The following is a 16,771-nucleotide window of genomic DNA, read 5'->3' as shown; positions in this document are numbered from 1 at the left end:
TATCACAAACAGGCGTAATATTTCCGCGCAAATTTTATCCTCCCGCGGCTTTCTGCTTTCTGGTGTAATTGTAAAAAATGACTGTTTCAACCACTTCAGCACGTCGCTTGCGTCTTCCCGAGATGACGTCGAGCGCGTTTTTAATTATTGCGTTTTTAAGCGGCATTGCCGGTGCGCTGCAAACCCCAACGCTAAGCCTGTTCTTAACCACCGAAGTCAAGGTCTCGCCATTTATGGTGGGGCTGTTTTTTACCGGCAGTGCGGTGCTGGGGATCTTTGTCAGTCAGTTTCTGGCCAGTTGGTCGGATAAGAAAGGCGACCGCAAAAGTCTGATCCTGTTTTGCTGCCTGTTGGGCGCGCTGGGGTGTGTACTTTTTGCCTTTAATCGCAATTATTTTATCTTGCTGCTGATTGGGGTTTTACTCTCCAGTTTTGGCTCCACCGCCAACCCGCAAATGTTTGCCCTGGCGCGGGAACACGCCGATAAAACCGGTCGTGAAGCGGTGATGTTCAGTTCCATTCTGCGCGCCCAGGTGTCACTGGCCTGGGTTGTGGGGCCACCGCTGGCCTTTGCTCTGGCGCTGGGTTTTGGTTTTACCTTTATGTACTGCGCGGCAGCATTGGCCTTTTTGCTGTGTGGACTAATGGTGCGTGCTTTTCTGCCATCCATGCCCAAGGCAAGGATAAAAAGTGCCGCTACGCTGCAAGCACCGCGTAGTCATCGGCGCGATACCTTAATGCTGTTTATTGCCTGTTCGCTGATGTGGGCCGCCAATAGTATCTATCTGATTGATATGCCGCTGTATCTAGTTACCGAGTTGCACCTTTCTTCAAAACTGGCCGGTATTCTGATGGGCACCGCAGCTTGTCTGGAAATCCCGACCATGCTGATCGCCGGCTATTTCGCCAAGCGACTGGGCAAGCGTTTCCTGATGCGTTTTGCGGTGATTTGTGGAGTTATTTTTTATATCAGCCTGCTGTTTACTACCGGTACAGTGATGCTAATTGCCATGCAGCTGTTCAATGCGCTGTTTATCGGCATATTGGCCGGTATTGGCATGCTCTATTTTCAGGATTTGATGCCGGGTCAGGCGGGAGCAGCCACCACGCTATTTACCAACTCAACCCGTGTCGGCTGGATCCTGGCGGGATCTGTTGCCGGGTTGGTGGCACAGTTTGCCAGCTACTATGCCGTGTTTTACGCGGCGCTGGCGATGGTGGTGCTGTCGGTGATATGCATCTGGCGTATCTACGAGCCAAAATAGCGCGGGATACTTATCAAGGCGCGGTATCGAGCTCGAGCTGGATCAGGTAAGTCAACGCCTGGTCGCGCGTGGTATGGCACATATCTCTTCTCGCCTGCAGCGCGCCGCACACTCTGGGCCGCAGCGGTGAGGTGAAGATTTTGCAACGCATCTGCTCATCGAGCTGCACGCAGCGGGTATTGGCGGGCTTGCCGTTGGGCATACCGGGGATGGGGCTGGAAATGGAAGGCGCGATACAACAGGCACCGCAGTCTGATCGACAGTCCATCGGTTGCACTCCTAAGGGCTGCGAATTGAAAGTCTCAAAAGGATGGTATCCCCCCCGAGTTTAGGCGCCGACAATAGCAGCAAGGCGAAAATGTCACCAGAAAAATCGCTAAAAACTGCCGCAGGCGGGCTTTTCATCACTCTTTTTACGCTATCTGCTTGCCTGAAATCCGCGGCACGGGTAACGTGTCGCCCATTATCCATACTTTTTGCAAACAGGTTATTTTTATGGCACGTGCTAACGAGATTAAACGCGGCTTCGTTGTAAATTACGACGGTAAATTGCTGCTGGTAAAAGATATCGATGTTCAAAGTCCAAGCGCACGTGGTGCCAGTACGCTGTATAAAATGCGTTTCTCTGACGTGCGTACCGGCTTGAAGGTTGAAGAGCGTTTTAAAGGTGATGACATTATCGATACCGTCACCCTCACCCGCCGTAGAGTCAACTTCTCTTACGTTGACGGCGACGAGTATATCTTTATGGATGACGAAGACTATACGCCTTATACCTTTAATAAAGCGCAGATCGAAGAAGAGCTGCTGTTTATTCCGGAAGGTGGTCTGGCAGGTATGCAGGTACTGACTCTCGACAGTCAGTTGCTGGCGCTGGAAATGCCGCAAACCGTCGATCTGGAAATTGTGGAAACAGCACCGGGTATCAAAGGGGCTTCAGCCAGTTCGCGCACCAAACCGGCCACCATGAGCACCGGCCTGGTGATCCAGGTTCCAGAATACCTGAGCACCGGCGACAAAATTCAGATCCATATTGCTGAACATCGCTATATGGGACGGGCATAGTTAGCCGTCTGACGTTAGCATATTGTTATAAGAGCGCTGCGGCGCTCTTTTTTTTGCCTGCCATCTTATGATCCGCCTCACAAATGCGCCTGAAACTTTGGACTTACCAATTTATCTTCCTGTCATATCACTTTACACTACAACCACGCTTTAACCGCTGATATCACCGCTAATAACCACCTGGTCATCCGGCACGCACGGTTAAAACCATTTTGGCCTGACCAATTAATCCTTTGAGTGAATCTGATGGAGTCTTTATGAACACAATTGCTACCTGTGCTTTGCCTGCCGAAGTGCAACTGCCCAACTACGATCGTCAGGCGCTGAAAAGCCGTATTGTGCATATCGGATTCGGCGCATTTCACCGCGCCCATCAGGCGTTGCTGACCAACCGGCTGCTAAATCAACAAGGTGGAGACTGGGGTATTTGCGAGGTGTCGATGTTTGGCAACGAACCGTTGATCCTCAGCCTACGCAAACAGAACCATCTGTTTACTGTGCTGGAACGCGGGGCTACTGCCAATCAGGCCATTGTGGTAGGTTCGGTGTCTGAATCGCTGCACGGTGGTATTGATGGTATTGACGCTATCGCCGAAAAACTGGCCGAACCACAGGTGGCTATTGTCTCGCTGACCATCACCGAAAAAGGCTATTGCATTGAGCCGGTCAGCGGCAAACTCGACCTGCAACATGCGGATATTATTGCTGATTTGCAAGGAAAAGAGTCCCCACGTACCGCGCCCGGTTTATTGGTTGAAGCGCTTCGCTTACGCCATCAACGCGGACTGCCTGGTTTTACTATTCTTTCCTGTGACAATATTCCGGAAAATGGCCATGTAGTCAAAAATGCCGTGCTCGGTATGGCCAAAGCCAAAGACCCGGCGCTGGCTGCCTGGATCGAAGAGGTGGTGACCTTTCCAAGTACCATGGTCGACCGCATTGTTCCGGCATTAACCGACACCACGCAAGCCGCTATCTGTCAGGCGCTGGGCGGCGTAGATGACCCTTGCGGTATTGCCTGCGAACCTTTTATTCAATGGGTAATCGAAGACAACTTTGTCGCCGGTCGTCCAGAATGGGAAAAAGTTGGCGCACAGCTGGTCGCCGATGTCCTGCCCTTTGAACAAATGAAGTTGCGTATGCTTAACGGCAGCCACTCATTCCTGGCTTATCTCGGTTATCTGGCGGGCTACCCTTATATCAATAGCTGTATGGACGATGAAAACTATCGTCGCGCGGCCTATCAGTTGATGTTAAAAGAGCAGGCTCCGACGCTGAGCGTGACCGGGATCAATCTGACGCATTATGCCGACAACCTGATTGAACGTTATAAAAACCCGGCTTTGCAACACCGTACCTGGCAAATTGCCATGGATGGCACGCAAAAATTACCTCAGCGCATGCTTGACTCAATTCGCTGGCATCTGGAAAACGGTAGCGATTACGCCTGCCTGGCGTTAGGTGTTGCCGGATGGATGCGTTACGTGGGTGGCATTGATGATGCCGGCCAGCCTATTGAAATTAAAGATCCCATGGCAGAGAAACTGCGTGAAATCGTTAGTCAGAGCCAGGATGGGGAAGCTCGCGTGCATGCCCTGTTAGCGATGAAAAGTGTCTTTGGCGAAGCCTTGCCGCAACATCCGCAAGCCGTTGCCGCCATTACCCAGGCTTATTTGCAGTTGCAGAAATTTGGCGCGAAACAGACCGTGGCTGAGCTGGTCAGCCAGTTTGCTTAACCATTAAGGTTGGCGGGAACAGAGGTAAACAGATAGCCGTCGAACGTTGGGTCTTCGGCATCTGAAATTTCAAGCAGTTTGCTTTTCACATTTTCCAGATGTTGCCACATCGCCTGTTTGGCGGCTTTGGGATCGCGGCGTAATACTGCTTGCAGAATTTGTCGATGATCCCGCAGCCACATTTCGCTGTAGTTTTGTTCGCCGACATGCAAATGCACACCCTGCCACATCGGGCTGTGTTTACGCACCTGCCAAAGCTCATAAACCATATTTGCCAACACACTATTTTGCGACGCCTGTGCCAGCAAAGTATGAAACAGTTCATCGGCACTTTCGTCGATCACCCCCTGGGCAATAAAACCTTCTTCTATTGCAATGGCATCCCGCATTTTCAGGATGTCCGCCTTGGTGGCCTGCACGGCGGCAAAGGCTGCAACCTCGCTTTCTAGCAACTGGCGTGCCTGCAGCAGTTCAAAAGGTCCGTAGCCGCTATCTGCCGCCGAGCTCAGACTTTCCGTCTGTAGCGCCAATACATAGACCCCGGAGCCTTTACGGACTTCGACCACCTTTTGTAATTCAAGCATAATCAATGCTTCACGCACCACGCTGCGGCTGACCGCGAAACGTTCGGCAATATCGCGTTCAGGCGGCAATCTGTCACCAGGACAATACTGGCCAGCATCGATTGCCGCACGCAATTGGTTTCCAATTTGCTGATAAAGCCGCATTACCCCTTCCTCATATCCAAAAAGCCTAAAAAGAGTATATCATGCAGCGAGTTAGGGTCGAACAGTGGTAACGAAAACTGTCGTTTAGGTCAATATCAGCCTGTTTTATGGCATATCAGCGATAAGTCACTGTCACCATACGGAGGTGCGGATGGCCATCCACCGCCAAGGTGGTCGTGGAACCCAGATAAAAAGGTAATATCTGAGTATGATTAGGCGTGAAAGACTGCACTATTTTACTTTCTTTTCCCTGGCGCAGACAGGTAAGAGTAATAGCGTTTACTGCCGCATCCTGCCAGCAGCTTGATTCAACAATTTGCCCCTGAAATTCAATTCGCCCCGAGGATATTTTTTCTTCGGCGCTGGCAGAAGCGAGGGTAATGGCAGTGAAACAACCTATGGCGAAAAATCTGTTCATGGTCACCTCGAAAAAGTGGCTACAAATATAAACATCACCAATTAATAACATTAGGTTATCTTTATTGGCCCACCATGAGTTTTTCTCAGGATTGCCACTATTTATCCTGGCGTCTCGCTAAGGTTTAAGAGCTGTTTAACCCTCTGCGGCGAGCAATGGGGTAGATTTTCTCGCCGGTGCGCGGCATCTTATTGATGCAAAAAATCTTAATTTATTACCGGGGCGGCAAGCGCGGATAAAATCGCCGGATCACACCCCGTTGCAAGGATAAAACATGACGCGAACAAATCTTGTCACCGGCTTTCTCGGCAGCGGTAAAACTACTACCCTTCGTTATCTGCTGGCGCACAAGCCCGCAGATGAAAAATGGGCGGTGCTGGTTAACGAGTTTGGTGAAGTGGGCATAGACGGCGCACTGCTGGCAGAGAGTGGCGCGGTGCTCAAAGAGATCCCTGGTGGCTGCATGTGCTGCGTCAATGGCTTGCCGATGCAGGTTGGGCTAAATATGTTGCTGCAGCAGGCGAAACCGGATCGATTGCTGATTGAGCCGACCGGCCTCGGCCACCCCAAACAGATCCTCTCGCTGTTGACCTCAGAGGTTTATCAATCCTGGCTAACACTCAATGCCACATTGTGCCTGCTGGATGCGCGTCAACTTAGCGATGACCGCGTGGTCAGCAACGAAAACTTCCGCGATCAACTGGCCTGTGCCGACATTATCGTTGCCAACAAGCAGGAGATGTACAGCGATAAGGACCAGCAGGCGCTGGCAACCTGGCTCAGTGAGCACGGTGACGACAGAAAGATTCTGCATGTTTCCCAGGGAGAGATCGATCCCCGCTGGCTGGATGCACCACGCAACAATCAACAAACGCTGCCCGATGGCCAACACCATCATGGACAAAGTGCCCGCCAGGGGCTTGCTGCCCTTAGTCTTCCCGGGCAACAGCGCTGGCGACGCGCGCTAAACCAGGCCGGTGAATATGTCAGCTGTGGTTGGATATTCGACGGAGAGACGCTGTTTGATACTGTGGCCTTTCTTGACTGGGCCAGACTGGCTCCCGTTGAACGCCTAAAAGCGGTAATACGTATTCAGGAAGGTACGCTGAGAATCAACCGACAGGGGCAAGATCTGCATATCGAAACCCTGGCAGCGGCCCCTGTCGACAGCCGAATCGAGTTGATCAACCATCAGCAGACCGACTGGAATACCCTGCAGAGCGCATTGCTGAAGATTCGCTTAAGCTAGCCAGAATGCTGTATCATGCAATAATTATCGAACTAATCATTTTTATAAACAGGTTTTGATCTTATGTTCCGCCGTCATCTCGCTACCATTCTTATTCTTAACATAATAGGGTTCGCGCTCTTCTTGTCCTATTACCTGCCCGCCAATCACGGTTTGTGGTTTGCGATAGATTCCTCGGTATTTTTTTACTTCAATCAACATCTGGCTACCAGCAAGACCTTTTTACATCTGGTGGCAATCAGCAATAATCGCGCCTTTGACCTCTGCTCACTGCTGGCGATGGGGCTGTTATATCTCAGCGACTTTATCCGGCAAGACCGTGCCGGGCGTCGCCAAAGAGTGATTATCGGTATCGTGATGTTGTTGACCGCCGTGGTGCTTAATCAATTGGGTCATTTGCTGCCGGTGTCACATCCCAGCCCCTCACTCAGCTTCCCCCATGTCAATCGCGTCAGTGAATTGACCGGCATTCCCACCAAGGATGCCTCCAGCGATAGCTTCCCGGGAGACCATGGCATGATGTTAATGGTGTTTAGCTGTTTTATGCTGCGCTATCTTGGCAGGCGTGCTTTTGCCATAGCCCTGGCGATCACTATTATCTTCTCTCTGCCACGGCTGATGATTGGTGCGCACTGGTTTACAGACATTATGGTGGGTTCACTTTCGGTGGTGCTAGTGGGGGGAAGTTGGTGGTTAATGACCCCGGCAAGCGATGTTCTGGTTAATTGGCTGGACAAAAAACTGCCAAAAATGGCAAAAAAATAATTCCACTTTAAGAAATAGCTTATTTTCGCTGGCATAGTTTTTAATTATGGCCCATGCAGCATTTGTTTGTTTTTGGGCCATTTTATTTGACTTTAGGGCCAATTGACGAAAAGTAATTATTGCCCGCAAACCCCCGTCTGCTGCGCTTTTGCGCCAAATACGCACAAAACTCAATCAACAAATTTAACATGAACACTTACATTGCTTTACATCATTATTTCTTATTAAAAAACAGCTAAAACCTCTCGCAATCCCCCGATCATTACGGTAATCTCGACCTCGTTGCACACAAATGTGGCATAACAGGCTCGAATCCGATAAATAATGTGTTCTGGTACACAAATTGTTGGTTAAGTCTTTGCTCCAGATGAATGCGACGGGTAATCTCGCTTGGGTTTAGCATTTTCATACATCTTGGCTCGTTGAAGTGATAGCAAGGCAGCTAATGATTTAATCCCGATAAGCTTAAACAAGTTAAGTGAAGCGGATAAAAGATAAAAGCTGATGTCGCTGCGGTATCAAACAAGGCAAGGTAAAACGATTTAATCGTTAAGGACATCAAGGGATAACAACAAACATGGTCAAGTCTCAACCGTTTATGAGATATATACTGCGGATCATACCCGCAATTGGCGCGGCAATTCTTCTCTCCGCGTGTAGTGGCACACATGCTTCGAATACAGACAGCGCGCAAACTGAGATGCATGCAGTTAATGACAAAGATGGTCTTTTACTGCAATCCTCTCAGGATGAATTTGAAGCAATGGTTCGCAACGTCAACGTTAAATCCAGAATTATGGATCAATACGCTGGCTGGAAAGGCGTTCGTTATCGGTTAGGCGGCGACAGCAAGCGTGGTATCGATTGCTCGGGCTTCGTACAGTTAACTTTCCGCGAACAGTTTGGCCTTGATTTACCTCGCTCAAGCTATGAACAAGAAGACCTGGGTAAGAAAATTCAGCGCAATAAACTGCGTGCAGGCGATCTGGTGTTGTTTGGTGCAGGCTCAACTGGCCGTCACGTAGGTATCTATCTGGGTAATGATCAATTCGTCCATGCTTCTACTACCAATGGCGTAATGATCTCCAGCATGAATGAAACCTATTGGACAAAGCGTTATCGTGAAGCAAGACGAGTACTGACTGGCACTAAGCCAAATACCAGTACGGCAAGCCTGAGTACAGCAATGCTGCAATAAGCAACGCTTAACTGACTTCTCCCTTGTTGTCCCAGCCAAGCGAATACAAAAAGACCCTCTCAAGCGGGTCTTTTTTTATTGCTTGCCCTTGTTATCACTATTCTGGTGATATTGATTAAAAACTGTTGTCTCTCCCCTTGCACAATTCTTAAACTTGGTTATTACTTAATCAATAAGAAAAAATCATCTATTCCCTTTTTCATGCTGTTAGTAATCTGCATTTTCTCATTGGCATCGCCTTCTTAAAGGACTACTTACATGGGACTGCTCTCGGCACTTCAGTATGATTTTTTGCCCTCACGCCACTCCAAGGCGAGAGTCTTCATTGTCTCGCTGTTTTGTTTTGTGCTGTTTACGGCGATCACCCTGTATTTTATTCAGTTAAGAAACAAACAGGAGCATGACGCTCTTGGGCAGCAGATCGTCCAGTTTACTCAGCAATATCTCACCAGCCTTACCGAGAGCATGAGCAAGCTGAATCAATTACCGGTGCAGGAGTGTCCTGCAGTCTCCGATGTGCTTATTCGCAATGCGGCCATGACGCCGGGTGTTCGCACCTTGCTGCTGGTGCGTAACGGCAATATTTTTTGCTCATCCATTGCCGGCGCTGTAGATATCAAAGTTAATGATCTCTTTGCCTATATCAACGAGCACAAACCCCTCGATATCAAACTTCAGCAAGGTACCCGCTTTATACCCAAACGCCCGTTAATTGTGGTGTGGTTGGCTAATCCGGATATTTCCAACAGCGGGATACTGGCCACTATTGACCTGACAAATTACTCAAATATTCTTTTTTCTCAAGGTGTCTCACGTTTTCAGGGTATTGCGCTAATCACTGAAAATCATGCACTACTCTCTTCCAGTTCGACTATTGTCAATGTTGAACAATTGCCCGATGGACACTATTTATCCTTTGATCTAAATAAATTCCCGCTGTCTCTGCGGCTATATGGTCCCCTTCTTAGCCCTGAGAATATTCGCTATACCCTGCTTAGCGGAGTATTGCTTAGTATGCTGTTGGGGGCGCTGTTCCATTACATCCATCTCAACTATCACAGCATAGAACGCGAAATAATACGCGGCATGCGCCATAATGAATTTTTTGTTGAATATCAGCCTGTTATCGACAGTCAAAATAATAAAATCATTGGCGTTGAGGCGCTACTGCGTTGGCAACATCCCACTGAAGGGCGCATCCCGCCGGATATTTTTATTAATTATGCTGAATCACATGGCCTGATTGTCAGTTTGACGCAATACCTGTTGCGCATCGTGGCGATTGATGCCCATTCCCTGGCCTATAACATGCCCAAGGGACTGAAATTAAGTATTAATATTTCGCCTTATCATTTAACCACTCAGAGTTTTCGCGATGATGTCAGGCATTTTATTAGTTCTCTGCCACAGCCTAATTTTCTGAATATTGTGTTTGAAATCACCGAGCGTGGCATGATTGACAATGAACAGGCCATGAGTGATTTTATGTGGCTACGGCAGCAGGGTATAGAAGTGGCGATTGACGATTTTGGTACCGGTTATAGCGCCCTGATCTATCTTGAGAAATTTACCGTTGATTATTTGAAAATCGATCGCGGTTTTGTGATGTCGATTGACCAGAACACCCTGACCACGCCGGTGCTGGATACCGTGTTGCGATTGACCGATCAACTGAAGCTAAAAACCGTGGCCGAAGGCGTGGAAACCGCTTCACAGGCAGAATATTTACGTCAGCATGGGGTGGCTTTTCTACAGGGATTTTTATATAGCCGTGCACTGGGTCTTGATGCGCTGATTGACTTTACCTACAAATTTAACCGGCAAATCGTCTCCGCCAACGTATAAGTCACTTCGGCTTTTCGCCTTGTTTCAGCAGACTATTTTTTTAGGACTCTGCGGTATCTTGTGATACAACAGCCCATTGTTGTTTGAAAAATTTCGACCTATCATGAGGCTCTCGCCGCTGGCTTACTCTCGTCGAAGATAACGAGGACCGGTGGCGAATAATGGGTTGACACCCGGGCATGTTGTTTAACAGGAGTTCACCTTCAGGATGTTTCCTCGCGTACTCACAGCGCTGTTACTGTCATTGTTCACCTATTGCGCCCAGGCCGAAACTATCGAGGATGGCTACGCCTTTGCAATTTTGGGCGAGGCGAAATATATCTATAACTTTAGTCATTTTGACTATGTTAATCCGGCGGCACCGAAAGGCGGTAATATCACGCTGGCAGCCATTGGCACCTTTGATAATTTCAATCGCTTTGCCTCACGTGGCAATGCTGCCATCCGCAGTGATACCCTGTACGACAGCCTGTTTACGCCCTCCAGCGACGAGATTGGCAGTTATTATCCGCTGATTGCCGAGTCGGCACGCTATGACAGTGATTACAAATGGGTTGAAGTCGAGATGAATCCCCATGCCGTTTTCCAGGACGGCACAGCCATTACCGCCAAGGATGTTGCCTTTACCTTTCATAAATTTATGACCGAAGGCGTACCGCAATTTCGCGTGGTCTATAAAGGTGTGGTAGTTAAAGCCATCGCCCCGCTGACCGTCCGTTTTGAATTCCCCAACCCTGACAAAGAGCAGATGCTGGGTTTGCTTAGCCTGCCGGTGATCCCGGAAAAATTCTGGGCCAATCGCAAATTTAACGAGCCGCTGGCGACCCCGCCTTTAGGCAGTGGCCCCTATCGCATCAGCGATTATAAATTGGGCCAATATGTCACCTACTCGCGGATCAGCAACTATTGGGCGGCCAATCTGCCGGTAAACCGCGGCCGTTATAACTTTGATACCATTCGCTACGACTATTATCTCGACGATAATGTCGCGCTGGAAGCCTTTAAATCGGGGGCCTTTGATTTTCGCAGTGAGTCCTCCCCCAAAAACTGGGCCACCCAGTACCAGGGCAGCAATTTTACGCGCGGGCTGATCGTCAAGCAGGATGATGAAAATCAGGCGGCACAGGATACCCGCTGGCTGGCATTTAATATTCAACGCCCAATTTTTCAAGACCCACGGGTTAGAGAGGCGTTGACGCTGGCGTTCGATTTTGACTGGATGAACAAGGCGCTGTATTACGGGGCCTACCAGCGAGTGAACAGTTACTTCCAAAATACCGAGTATGCAGCCAAAAATTATCCCGACGCGGCCGAACTGGCCTGGCTGGCACCGCTAAAAGGTAAAATACCGGATGAAGTATTTAGCCAGCTCTATCAGCCACCGCACTCTGACGGCAGCGGCAATGACCGTGAGAACCTGCTTAAGGCGACAGCCTTGCTGAAAGCCGCTGGCTGGAGCATTAAAGATCAGCAACTGGTCAACGATCAAACCGGCAAGCCTTTCAACTTTGAACTGCTGCTGCCCGGCGGCGGCAACTCGCAGTATGTGGTGCCTTTTCAGCATAATTTGCAGCGTCTGGGCATTACAATGTCGATTCGACAAGTGGATAACTCGCAGTTTATCAGCCGCTTGCGTAGCAGGGATTACGATATGATCCCGACGGTGTATCGCGCCGTGCCCTACCCCGGTAACGATTTGCAGATTATGTGGAATTCGAAATTTCTTAATTCCTCCTACAATACACCCGGCGTCAGCGACCCGGCTATCGACCAGTTGACGCAACAGATCGTCGCTCATCAGGGACAACCGGCCGCGCTGCTGTCACTGGGCCATGCACTGGACCGCGTTTTAACCTGGCACCACTATATGATCCCCATGTGGTACTCCAACCGCGACCGTTATGCCTATTGGGACAAGTTTGCCATGCCCGCCATTCGCCCCCCCTATTCCATTGAGCTGGATACCTGGTGGTATGACATGAATAAAGCCGCGCGGCTGCAAGCGGCCAGAAAGTAGGGAGCTGCCATTGACCACCTATTTGCTTCGTCGACTGCTGTTGGTGATCCCGACCCTGTGGGCGATTATTACCATCAACTTTTTTATTGTGCAGATTGCCCCCGGCGGACCGGTAGACCAGGCGATCGCCGCAATTGAAATGGGGCAAAGCAGTGGCTTGCCAACCAGCAGCAGTGGCACCAGCCATGCCCACGCCGGTGTCGGCCAGCTGGGTGATAGCCAGTATCGCGGAGCGCGAGGACTGGACCCGGAGGTGATTGCCGAGATCACCAAACGCTTTGGTTTTGATAAACCGCTGCATCAGCGCTATCTCGATATGCTGTGGCGCTATGCCCGCTTCGACTTTGGCGACAGCCTGTTTCGCGGAGCTTCGGTAATGCAGCTCATCAAATCCAGCCTGCCGGTCTCCATCACTCTCGGGCTATGGAGCACGCTGATTATCTATCTGGTATCAATCCCGCTGGGGATCCGCAAGGCGGTAAAAAATGGCAGCGCCTTCGATATCTGGAGCAGTACGGTAATTATTGTCGGCTATGCCGTACCGTCGTTTCTCTTCGCCATTTTGCTAATTGTGTTTTTTACCGGCGGCGGCTATTTCGACTGGTTCCCGCTGCGCGGCTTAACCTCGGCCAACTTTGACCAGTTGCCCTGGTATAGCCAGATTGGCGATTACCTGTGGCATATCACCTTGCCGGTATTGGCCACGGTGATTGGCGGCTTTGCCACCCTGACCATGCTGACCAAAAATGCCTTTCTCGATGAAGTGCAGAAACAGTATGTGGTCACCGCCCGCGCCAAGGGGCTGGATGAAAAGAAAATTCTTTATCGCCATGTCTTTCGCAATGCCATGCTGCTGGTGATCGCCGGCTTTCCGGCCACCTTTATCAGTATGTTTTTTACCGGTTCGTTGTTGATTGAAGTGATGTTCTCACTGCACGGTCTGGGACTGTTGGGCTTTGATGCCACCCTCCAGCGTGATTTCCCGGTGATGTTTGGCACGCTGTATATTTTTACCCTGATTGGCCTGTTGCTTAATATTGTCAGTGATATCACCTATACGCTGGTGGATCCGCGCATCGACTTTGAGGGACGACATTGATGAAACTCAACGCCGTTAATCAGGCCCGCTGGGGGCGTTTTCGCCACAACACGCGCGGCTACTGGTCGCTATGGCTGTTTTTACTGCTGTTTATTCTGGCGCTGTTATCCAACGTCCTCGCCAATGAAAAACCGCTGCTGGTACGCTATCAGGGGCATCTTTATATGCCGTTTCTTTTCAACTATAGCGAAACGACTTTTGGCGGCGAGCTGCAAACGGCCACCGATTATCAGGATCCGTTTGTGCGTAAGCAGCTGGATAGCCAGGGCTGGGCGCTGTGGGCACCGCTGCGGCAAAGTTATAACTCCATTAATTTCGCTACTGCCCAGCCCTTCCCCTCTCCCCCTTCGCGGCAAAACCTGCTCGGCACCGATAGCAATGGTCACGACGTGTTGGCGCAAATGCTCTACGGACTGCGTATCTCGCTATTTTTTGGCGTGATGCTGACTCTGCTCTCGTCACTGATTGGCATTCTGATTGGCGCAACTCAGGGTTACTACGGCGGCAAAATCGACCTTTGGGGCCAACGTTTTATCGAGGTGTGGTCAGGAATGCCGACGCTGTTTTTGATTATTATGCTCTCTAGCGTGGTGCAACCCAATTTCTGGTGGCTGCTGCTTATCACCGTATTATCGGGCTGGATGGTACTGGTGGGGGTGGTGCGCGCCGAGTTTTTACGTACCCGCAATTTTGATTATATTCGTGCAGCACAGGCGATGGGGGTCAGCGATCGCATGATTATGCTGCGTCATATGCTGCCCAATGCCACCGTAGCTACCCTGACCTATATGCCTTTTATACTTTGCGGATCCATTACCACGCTGGCATCGCTGGATTTTCTCGGCTTTGGTCTGCCGCTGGGGTCGCCGTCGCTGGGATCGCTGCTGCTGGAAGGTAAAAATAATATTCAGGCTCCCTGGCTGGGCATAAGCGCCTTTTTTATGCTCGCTATTCTGCTGTCACTGCTGATTTTTATTGGCGAAGCGGTGCGGGACGCTTTTGACCCCAGCCAATCACGTTAGGATCGCCACACTATGTCAAGTTCACCATTACTGCGCATTGAGGATCTCGATATTGCCTTTCGTCAGGCCGGGAGGGTGACGCCGGTGGTGCAGGATCTGTCGCTGAGTATTGAACCGGGGGAAACCCTGGCGCTGGTCGGTGAATCGGGTTCAGGTAAAAGCGTGACTGCCCTGTCGATATTGCGGCTGATCCGTGCGCAAACGGTGGTCTATCCGCGCGGCGATATCCTGTTTGCCGGACAAAGTCTGTTGCATGCCAGCGAGGCGCAGCTACGCAATATTCGCGGCAACCAGATTGCAATGATTTTCCAGGAACCAATGGTATCCCTCAACCCATTGCATAATATTGAGAAGCAGCTGGCGGAAGTCTTGGCACTGCATCGTGGTATGGGGCGTCAGGCAGCGCGGGCGGAAATTATTCAATGTCTCGACCGGGTCGGCATTGTGCACCCCGCTGCACGACTGGCGGACTTTCCCCATCAACTCTCTGGCGGTGAACGCCAGCGGGTGATGATCGCCATGGCCATTTTGACCCAGCCCCAATTGCTGATTGCCGATGAGCCGACCACGGCGCTGGATGTTTCGGTGCAAGCGCAAATTCTCAGTCTGCTGCAAGAGCTGAAACAGGAACTGGGGATGGCGATGCTGTTTATTACCCACAATCTGCGCATTGTGCGCTCCATTGCCGATCGCGTGGCGGTAATGCATCAGGGCCGTTGCGTAGAATCCAACACCCGCGCTGCGCTCTTTGCCTCTCCTCAGCATGCCTACACCCGCAAGCTGCTACAGTCAGAACCCACCGGTAGCCCAAACCCGGTTGACCCGGCAAGCCCGGTCCTGCTGCGTGTCGTCGACCTTAGCGTGGCGTTTCCCGTACGACGTGGCCTGCTACGACGCACGGTCAGCAACAAACAGGTGGTACAGCAACTGAGTTTTACTCTGCGGCGCGGGGAAAGTATCGGCCTGGTGGGCGAATCCGGCTCCGGCAAAAGCACCACTGGCCTGGCGCTATTACGCTTACTGAACGCAGGGGGAAGCATTGAGTTTGACGGGCAGCCATTACAAACCTTTAACCGCAAACAGATGCTGCCGTTTCGCCGCCGTATCCAGGTGGTGTTTCAGGATCCCTATTCCGCCCTCAATCCACGACTTAGCGTGATGCAGATTATTGCCGAAGGCTTGCAAGTACACCAACGCCTGACGGCCGAACAGCGGGAACAACGAGTGATTGCCGCAATGCAGGAGGTGGGGCTCGATCCGCAGAGTCGTCACCGCTATCCAACGGAATTCTCCGGTGGCCAACGTCAGCGTATCGCCATTGCCCGTGCGCTGATCCTGCAACCAGAGTTGCTGATCCTTGATGAACCCACCTCGTCACTGGACAAATCGGTACAGGCGCAGATTTTGGACCTGTTGCGTAATCTGCAGCAGCGTCATGGTTTGTCGTATCTATTTATCAGTCACGATTTGCAGGTGGTGCGCAGTTTATGCCATCAGGTGATAGTGTTGCAGCACGGTAAGGTGGTCGAACAAGGGGAATGTGAAAAACTGTTTACCCAACCCCAGCATGCCTATACCCGGCAGCTGTTAGCTTTCTCCCAATCCGCGGAGAGTGAACAAGATAGTGTCGGGTGATCAGAAAGGATAGAGGGCCGAAACGGAGACAGATTCTGCTATTGCCGTACCAATATTTTTTAAACGGCACATGGCGGCGCTTTCATCATCACGCTTCACAAACAGGCAGAGTTCACCGTCACATTCGACGATATTGCTTTCAACCTCAATTTCTCTTAGCGACAGATTCAAGCCTTGCAAAATGCTGCGGGCACTGTCGCCTTCCGGGCTTAACAGCTTGAGACCAATCAGGTTACTCTCTTCTTCTTCCGCGGGCAGCGGAATAACTTCGACTTTTACGCCCGCGTAACCTGACAGCCAGCGATAGCTTTGTGGCAAACGATGCACCACCGAAAAAGGGTTGTTATTCACGATGCTCCCCAAAGAATATTCAACAATAATTTTACATATCCGCAACGCTAAACCAAGTTATAACGCAACATGGCTGACTTCGCCTGCAATACGGTAAGAAAATAGCCACTCGTTTACATTTTATTAACTTTTAATTGCTTAATAAACTGCTGCCTGGCTATTTTATGAGCGTCTTGGTTAGTTTTTGGGATCTTGCTCTCATTTAGCGTCATTTGTAACCTTTCTGGCATCATTTCTCAACCAATTTCATTCACAATTGTTACCCGTTAAATCAATAACAGTTACAAAGAAGAAACAAAAAATCATCAGATAAAGTTTGATTGCATATAAATCAATGACCTATAAAAATTACATTTGGTAATCGAATAACGAATCTTT

Annotated in this window: 15 protein-coding genes; 11 read left to right on the top strand and 4 right to left on the bottom strand. The window is 50.2% G+C overall.

The features are described 5' to 3' along the window. Positions 1–77: 77 nt before the first annotated feature. A complete protein-coding gene (locus tag GW590_RS10710; protein WP_169403048.1) occupies positions 78–1,265 on the top strand; it encodes a sugar efflux transporter in 1,188 nt (395 codons plus the stop codon). Between the two features lie 13 nt (positions 1,266–1,278). Here the strand turns inward: GW590_RS10710 and GW590_RS10705 are convergent, their stop codons facing one another. Continuing rightward, on the bottom strand, positions 1,279–1,533 hold the full coding sequence (locus GW590_RS10705; protein WP_169403047.1) for a YkgJ family cysteine cluster protein: 255 nt from the start codon (positions 1,531–1,533) through the stop codon (positions 1,279–1,281). A gap of 227 nt (positions 1,534–1,760) precedes the next feature. On the opposite strand from GW590_RS10705, the gene yeiP reads away from it, so the two are divergent. Further along, positions 1,761–2,330: an elongation factor P-like protein YeiP gene (yeiP, locus tag GW590_RS10700; RefSeq protein WP_169403046.1), complete on the top strand. Its 570-nt coding sequence runs from the start codon at positions 1,761–1,763 to the stop codon at positions 2,328–2,330. A gap of 257 nt (positions 2,331–2,587) precedes the next feature. Beyond that, positions 2,588–4,066 (top strand): mannitol dehydrogenase family protein, encoded by a 1,479-nt coding sequence (locus GW590_RS10695; protein WP_169403045.1) that lies wholly within the window; start codon positions 2,588–2,590, stop codon positions 4,064–4,066. Here GW590_RS10695 and GW590_RS10690 read toward each other — a convergent pair. Further along, positions 4,063–4,794, bottom strand: a complete 732-nt coding sequence (locus tag GW590_RS10690) for an FCD domain-containing protein (protein ID WP_169403044.1) — start codon at positions 4,792–4,794, stop codon at positions 4,063–4,065. The two genes, GW590_RS10695 and GW590_RS10690, sit on opposite strands and share 4 nt — an antisense overlap. Positions 4,795–4,909: 115 nt before the next feature. Next, positions 4,910–5,212 (bottom strand): hypothetical protein, encoded by a 303-nt coding sequence (locus GW590_RS10685; protein WP_169403043.1) that lies wholly within the window; start codon positions 5,210–5,212, stop codon positions 4,910–4,912. A gap of 274 nt (positions 5,213–5,486) precedes the next feature. Here GW590_RS10685 and GW590_RS10680 point away from each other — a divergent pair, with 274 nt between their 5' ends. The 8 genes from GW590_RS10680 (at position 5,487) to yejF (ending at position 16,042) form a co-directional block, all read left to right on the top strand. Beyond that, on the top strand, positions 5,487–6,461 hold the full coding sequence (locus GW590_RS10680; protein ID WP_169403042.1) for a CobW family GTP-binding protein: 975 nt from the start codon (positions 5,487–5,489) through the stop codon (positions 6,459–6,461). A gap of 63 nt (positions 6,462–6,524) precedes the next feature. After that, a complete protein-coding gene (locus tag GW590_RS10675; protein ID WP_169403041.1) occupies positions 6,525–7,226 on the top strand; it encodes a phosphatase PAP2 family protein in 702 nt (233 codons plus the stop codon). Between the two features lie 577 nt (positions 7,227–7,803). Continuing rightward, complete coding sequence (mepS, locus tag GW590_RS10670) at positions 7,804–8,424, top strand: bifunctional murein DD-endopeptidase/murein LD-carboxypeptidase (RefSeq protein ID WP_169403040.1); 621 nt, start codon at positions 7,804–7,806, stop codon at positions 8,422–8,424. A gap of 258 nt (positions 8,425–8,682) precedes the next feature. Further along, on the top strand, positions 8,683–10,269 hold the full coding sequence (locus tag GW590_RS10665; RefSeq protein ID WP_169403039.1) for a cyclic di-GMP phosphodiesterase: 1,587 nt from the start codon (positions 8,683–8,685) through the stop codon (positions 10,267–10,269). Positions 10,270–10,477: 208 nt separating this feature from the next. Continuing rightward, a complete protein-coding gene (locus GW590_RS10660) occupies positions 10,478–12,286 on the top strand; it encodes an extracellular solute-binding protein (protein ID WP_169403038.1) in 1,809 nt (602 codons plus the stop codon). A gap of 10 nt (positions 12,287–12,296) precedes the next feature. Further along, on the top strand, positions 12,297–13,385 hold the full coding sequence (locus GW590_RS10655) for a microcin C ABC transporter permease YejB (protein ID WP_169403037.1): 1,089 nt from the start codon (positions 12,297–12,299) through the stop codon (positions 13,383–13,385). Beyond that, positions 13,385–14,407: an ABC transporter permease gene (locus tag GW590_RS10650; RefSeq protein WP_408014930.1), complete on the top strand. Its 1,023-nt coding sequence runs from the start codon at positions 13,385–13,387 to the stop codon at positions 14,405–14,407. The genes GW590_RS10655 and GW590_RS10650 overlap by 1 nt, the downstream gene beginning before the upstream one ends. A 12-nt stretch (positions 14,408–14,419) precedes the next feature. Continuing rightward, a complete protein-coding gene (gene yejF / locus GW590_RS10645) occupies positions 14,420–16,042 on the top strand; it encodes a microcin C ABC transporter ATP-binding protein YejF (RefSeq protein WP_169403035.1) in 1,623 nt (540 codons plus the stop codon). Here yejF and GW590_RS10640 read toward each other — a convergent pair whose 3' ends face one another. Continuing rightward, positions 16,043–16,393: a YejG family protein gene (locus GW590_RS10640; protein WP_169403034.1), complete on the bottom strand. Its 351-nt coding sequence runs from the start codon at positions 16,391–16,393 to the stop codon at positions 16,043–16,045. Positions 16,394–16,771: the final 378 nt, after the last annotated feature.

It is taken from the genome of Rouxiella aceris (assembly GCF_012933545.1).
GTDB classification, from domain to species: domain Bacteria; phylum Pseudomonadota; class Gammaproteobacteria; order Enterobacterales; family Enterobacteriaceae; genus Rouxiella; species Rouxiella aceris.
This window is presented reverse-complemented; position numbering and strand designations above follow the sequence as displayed.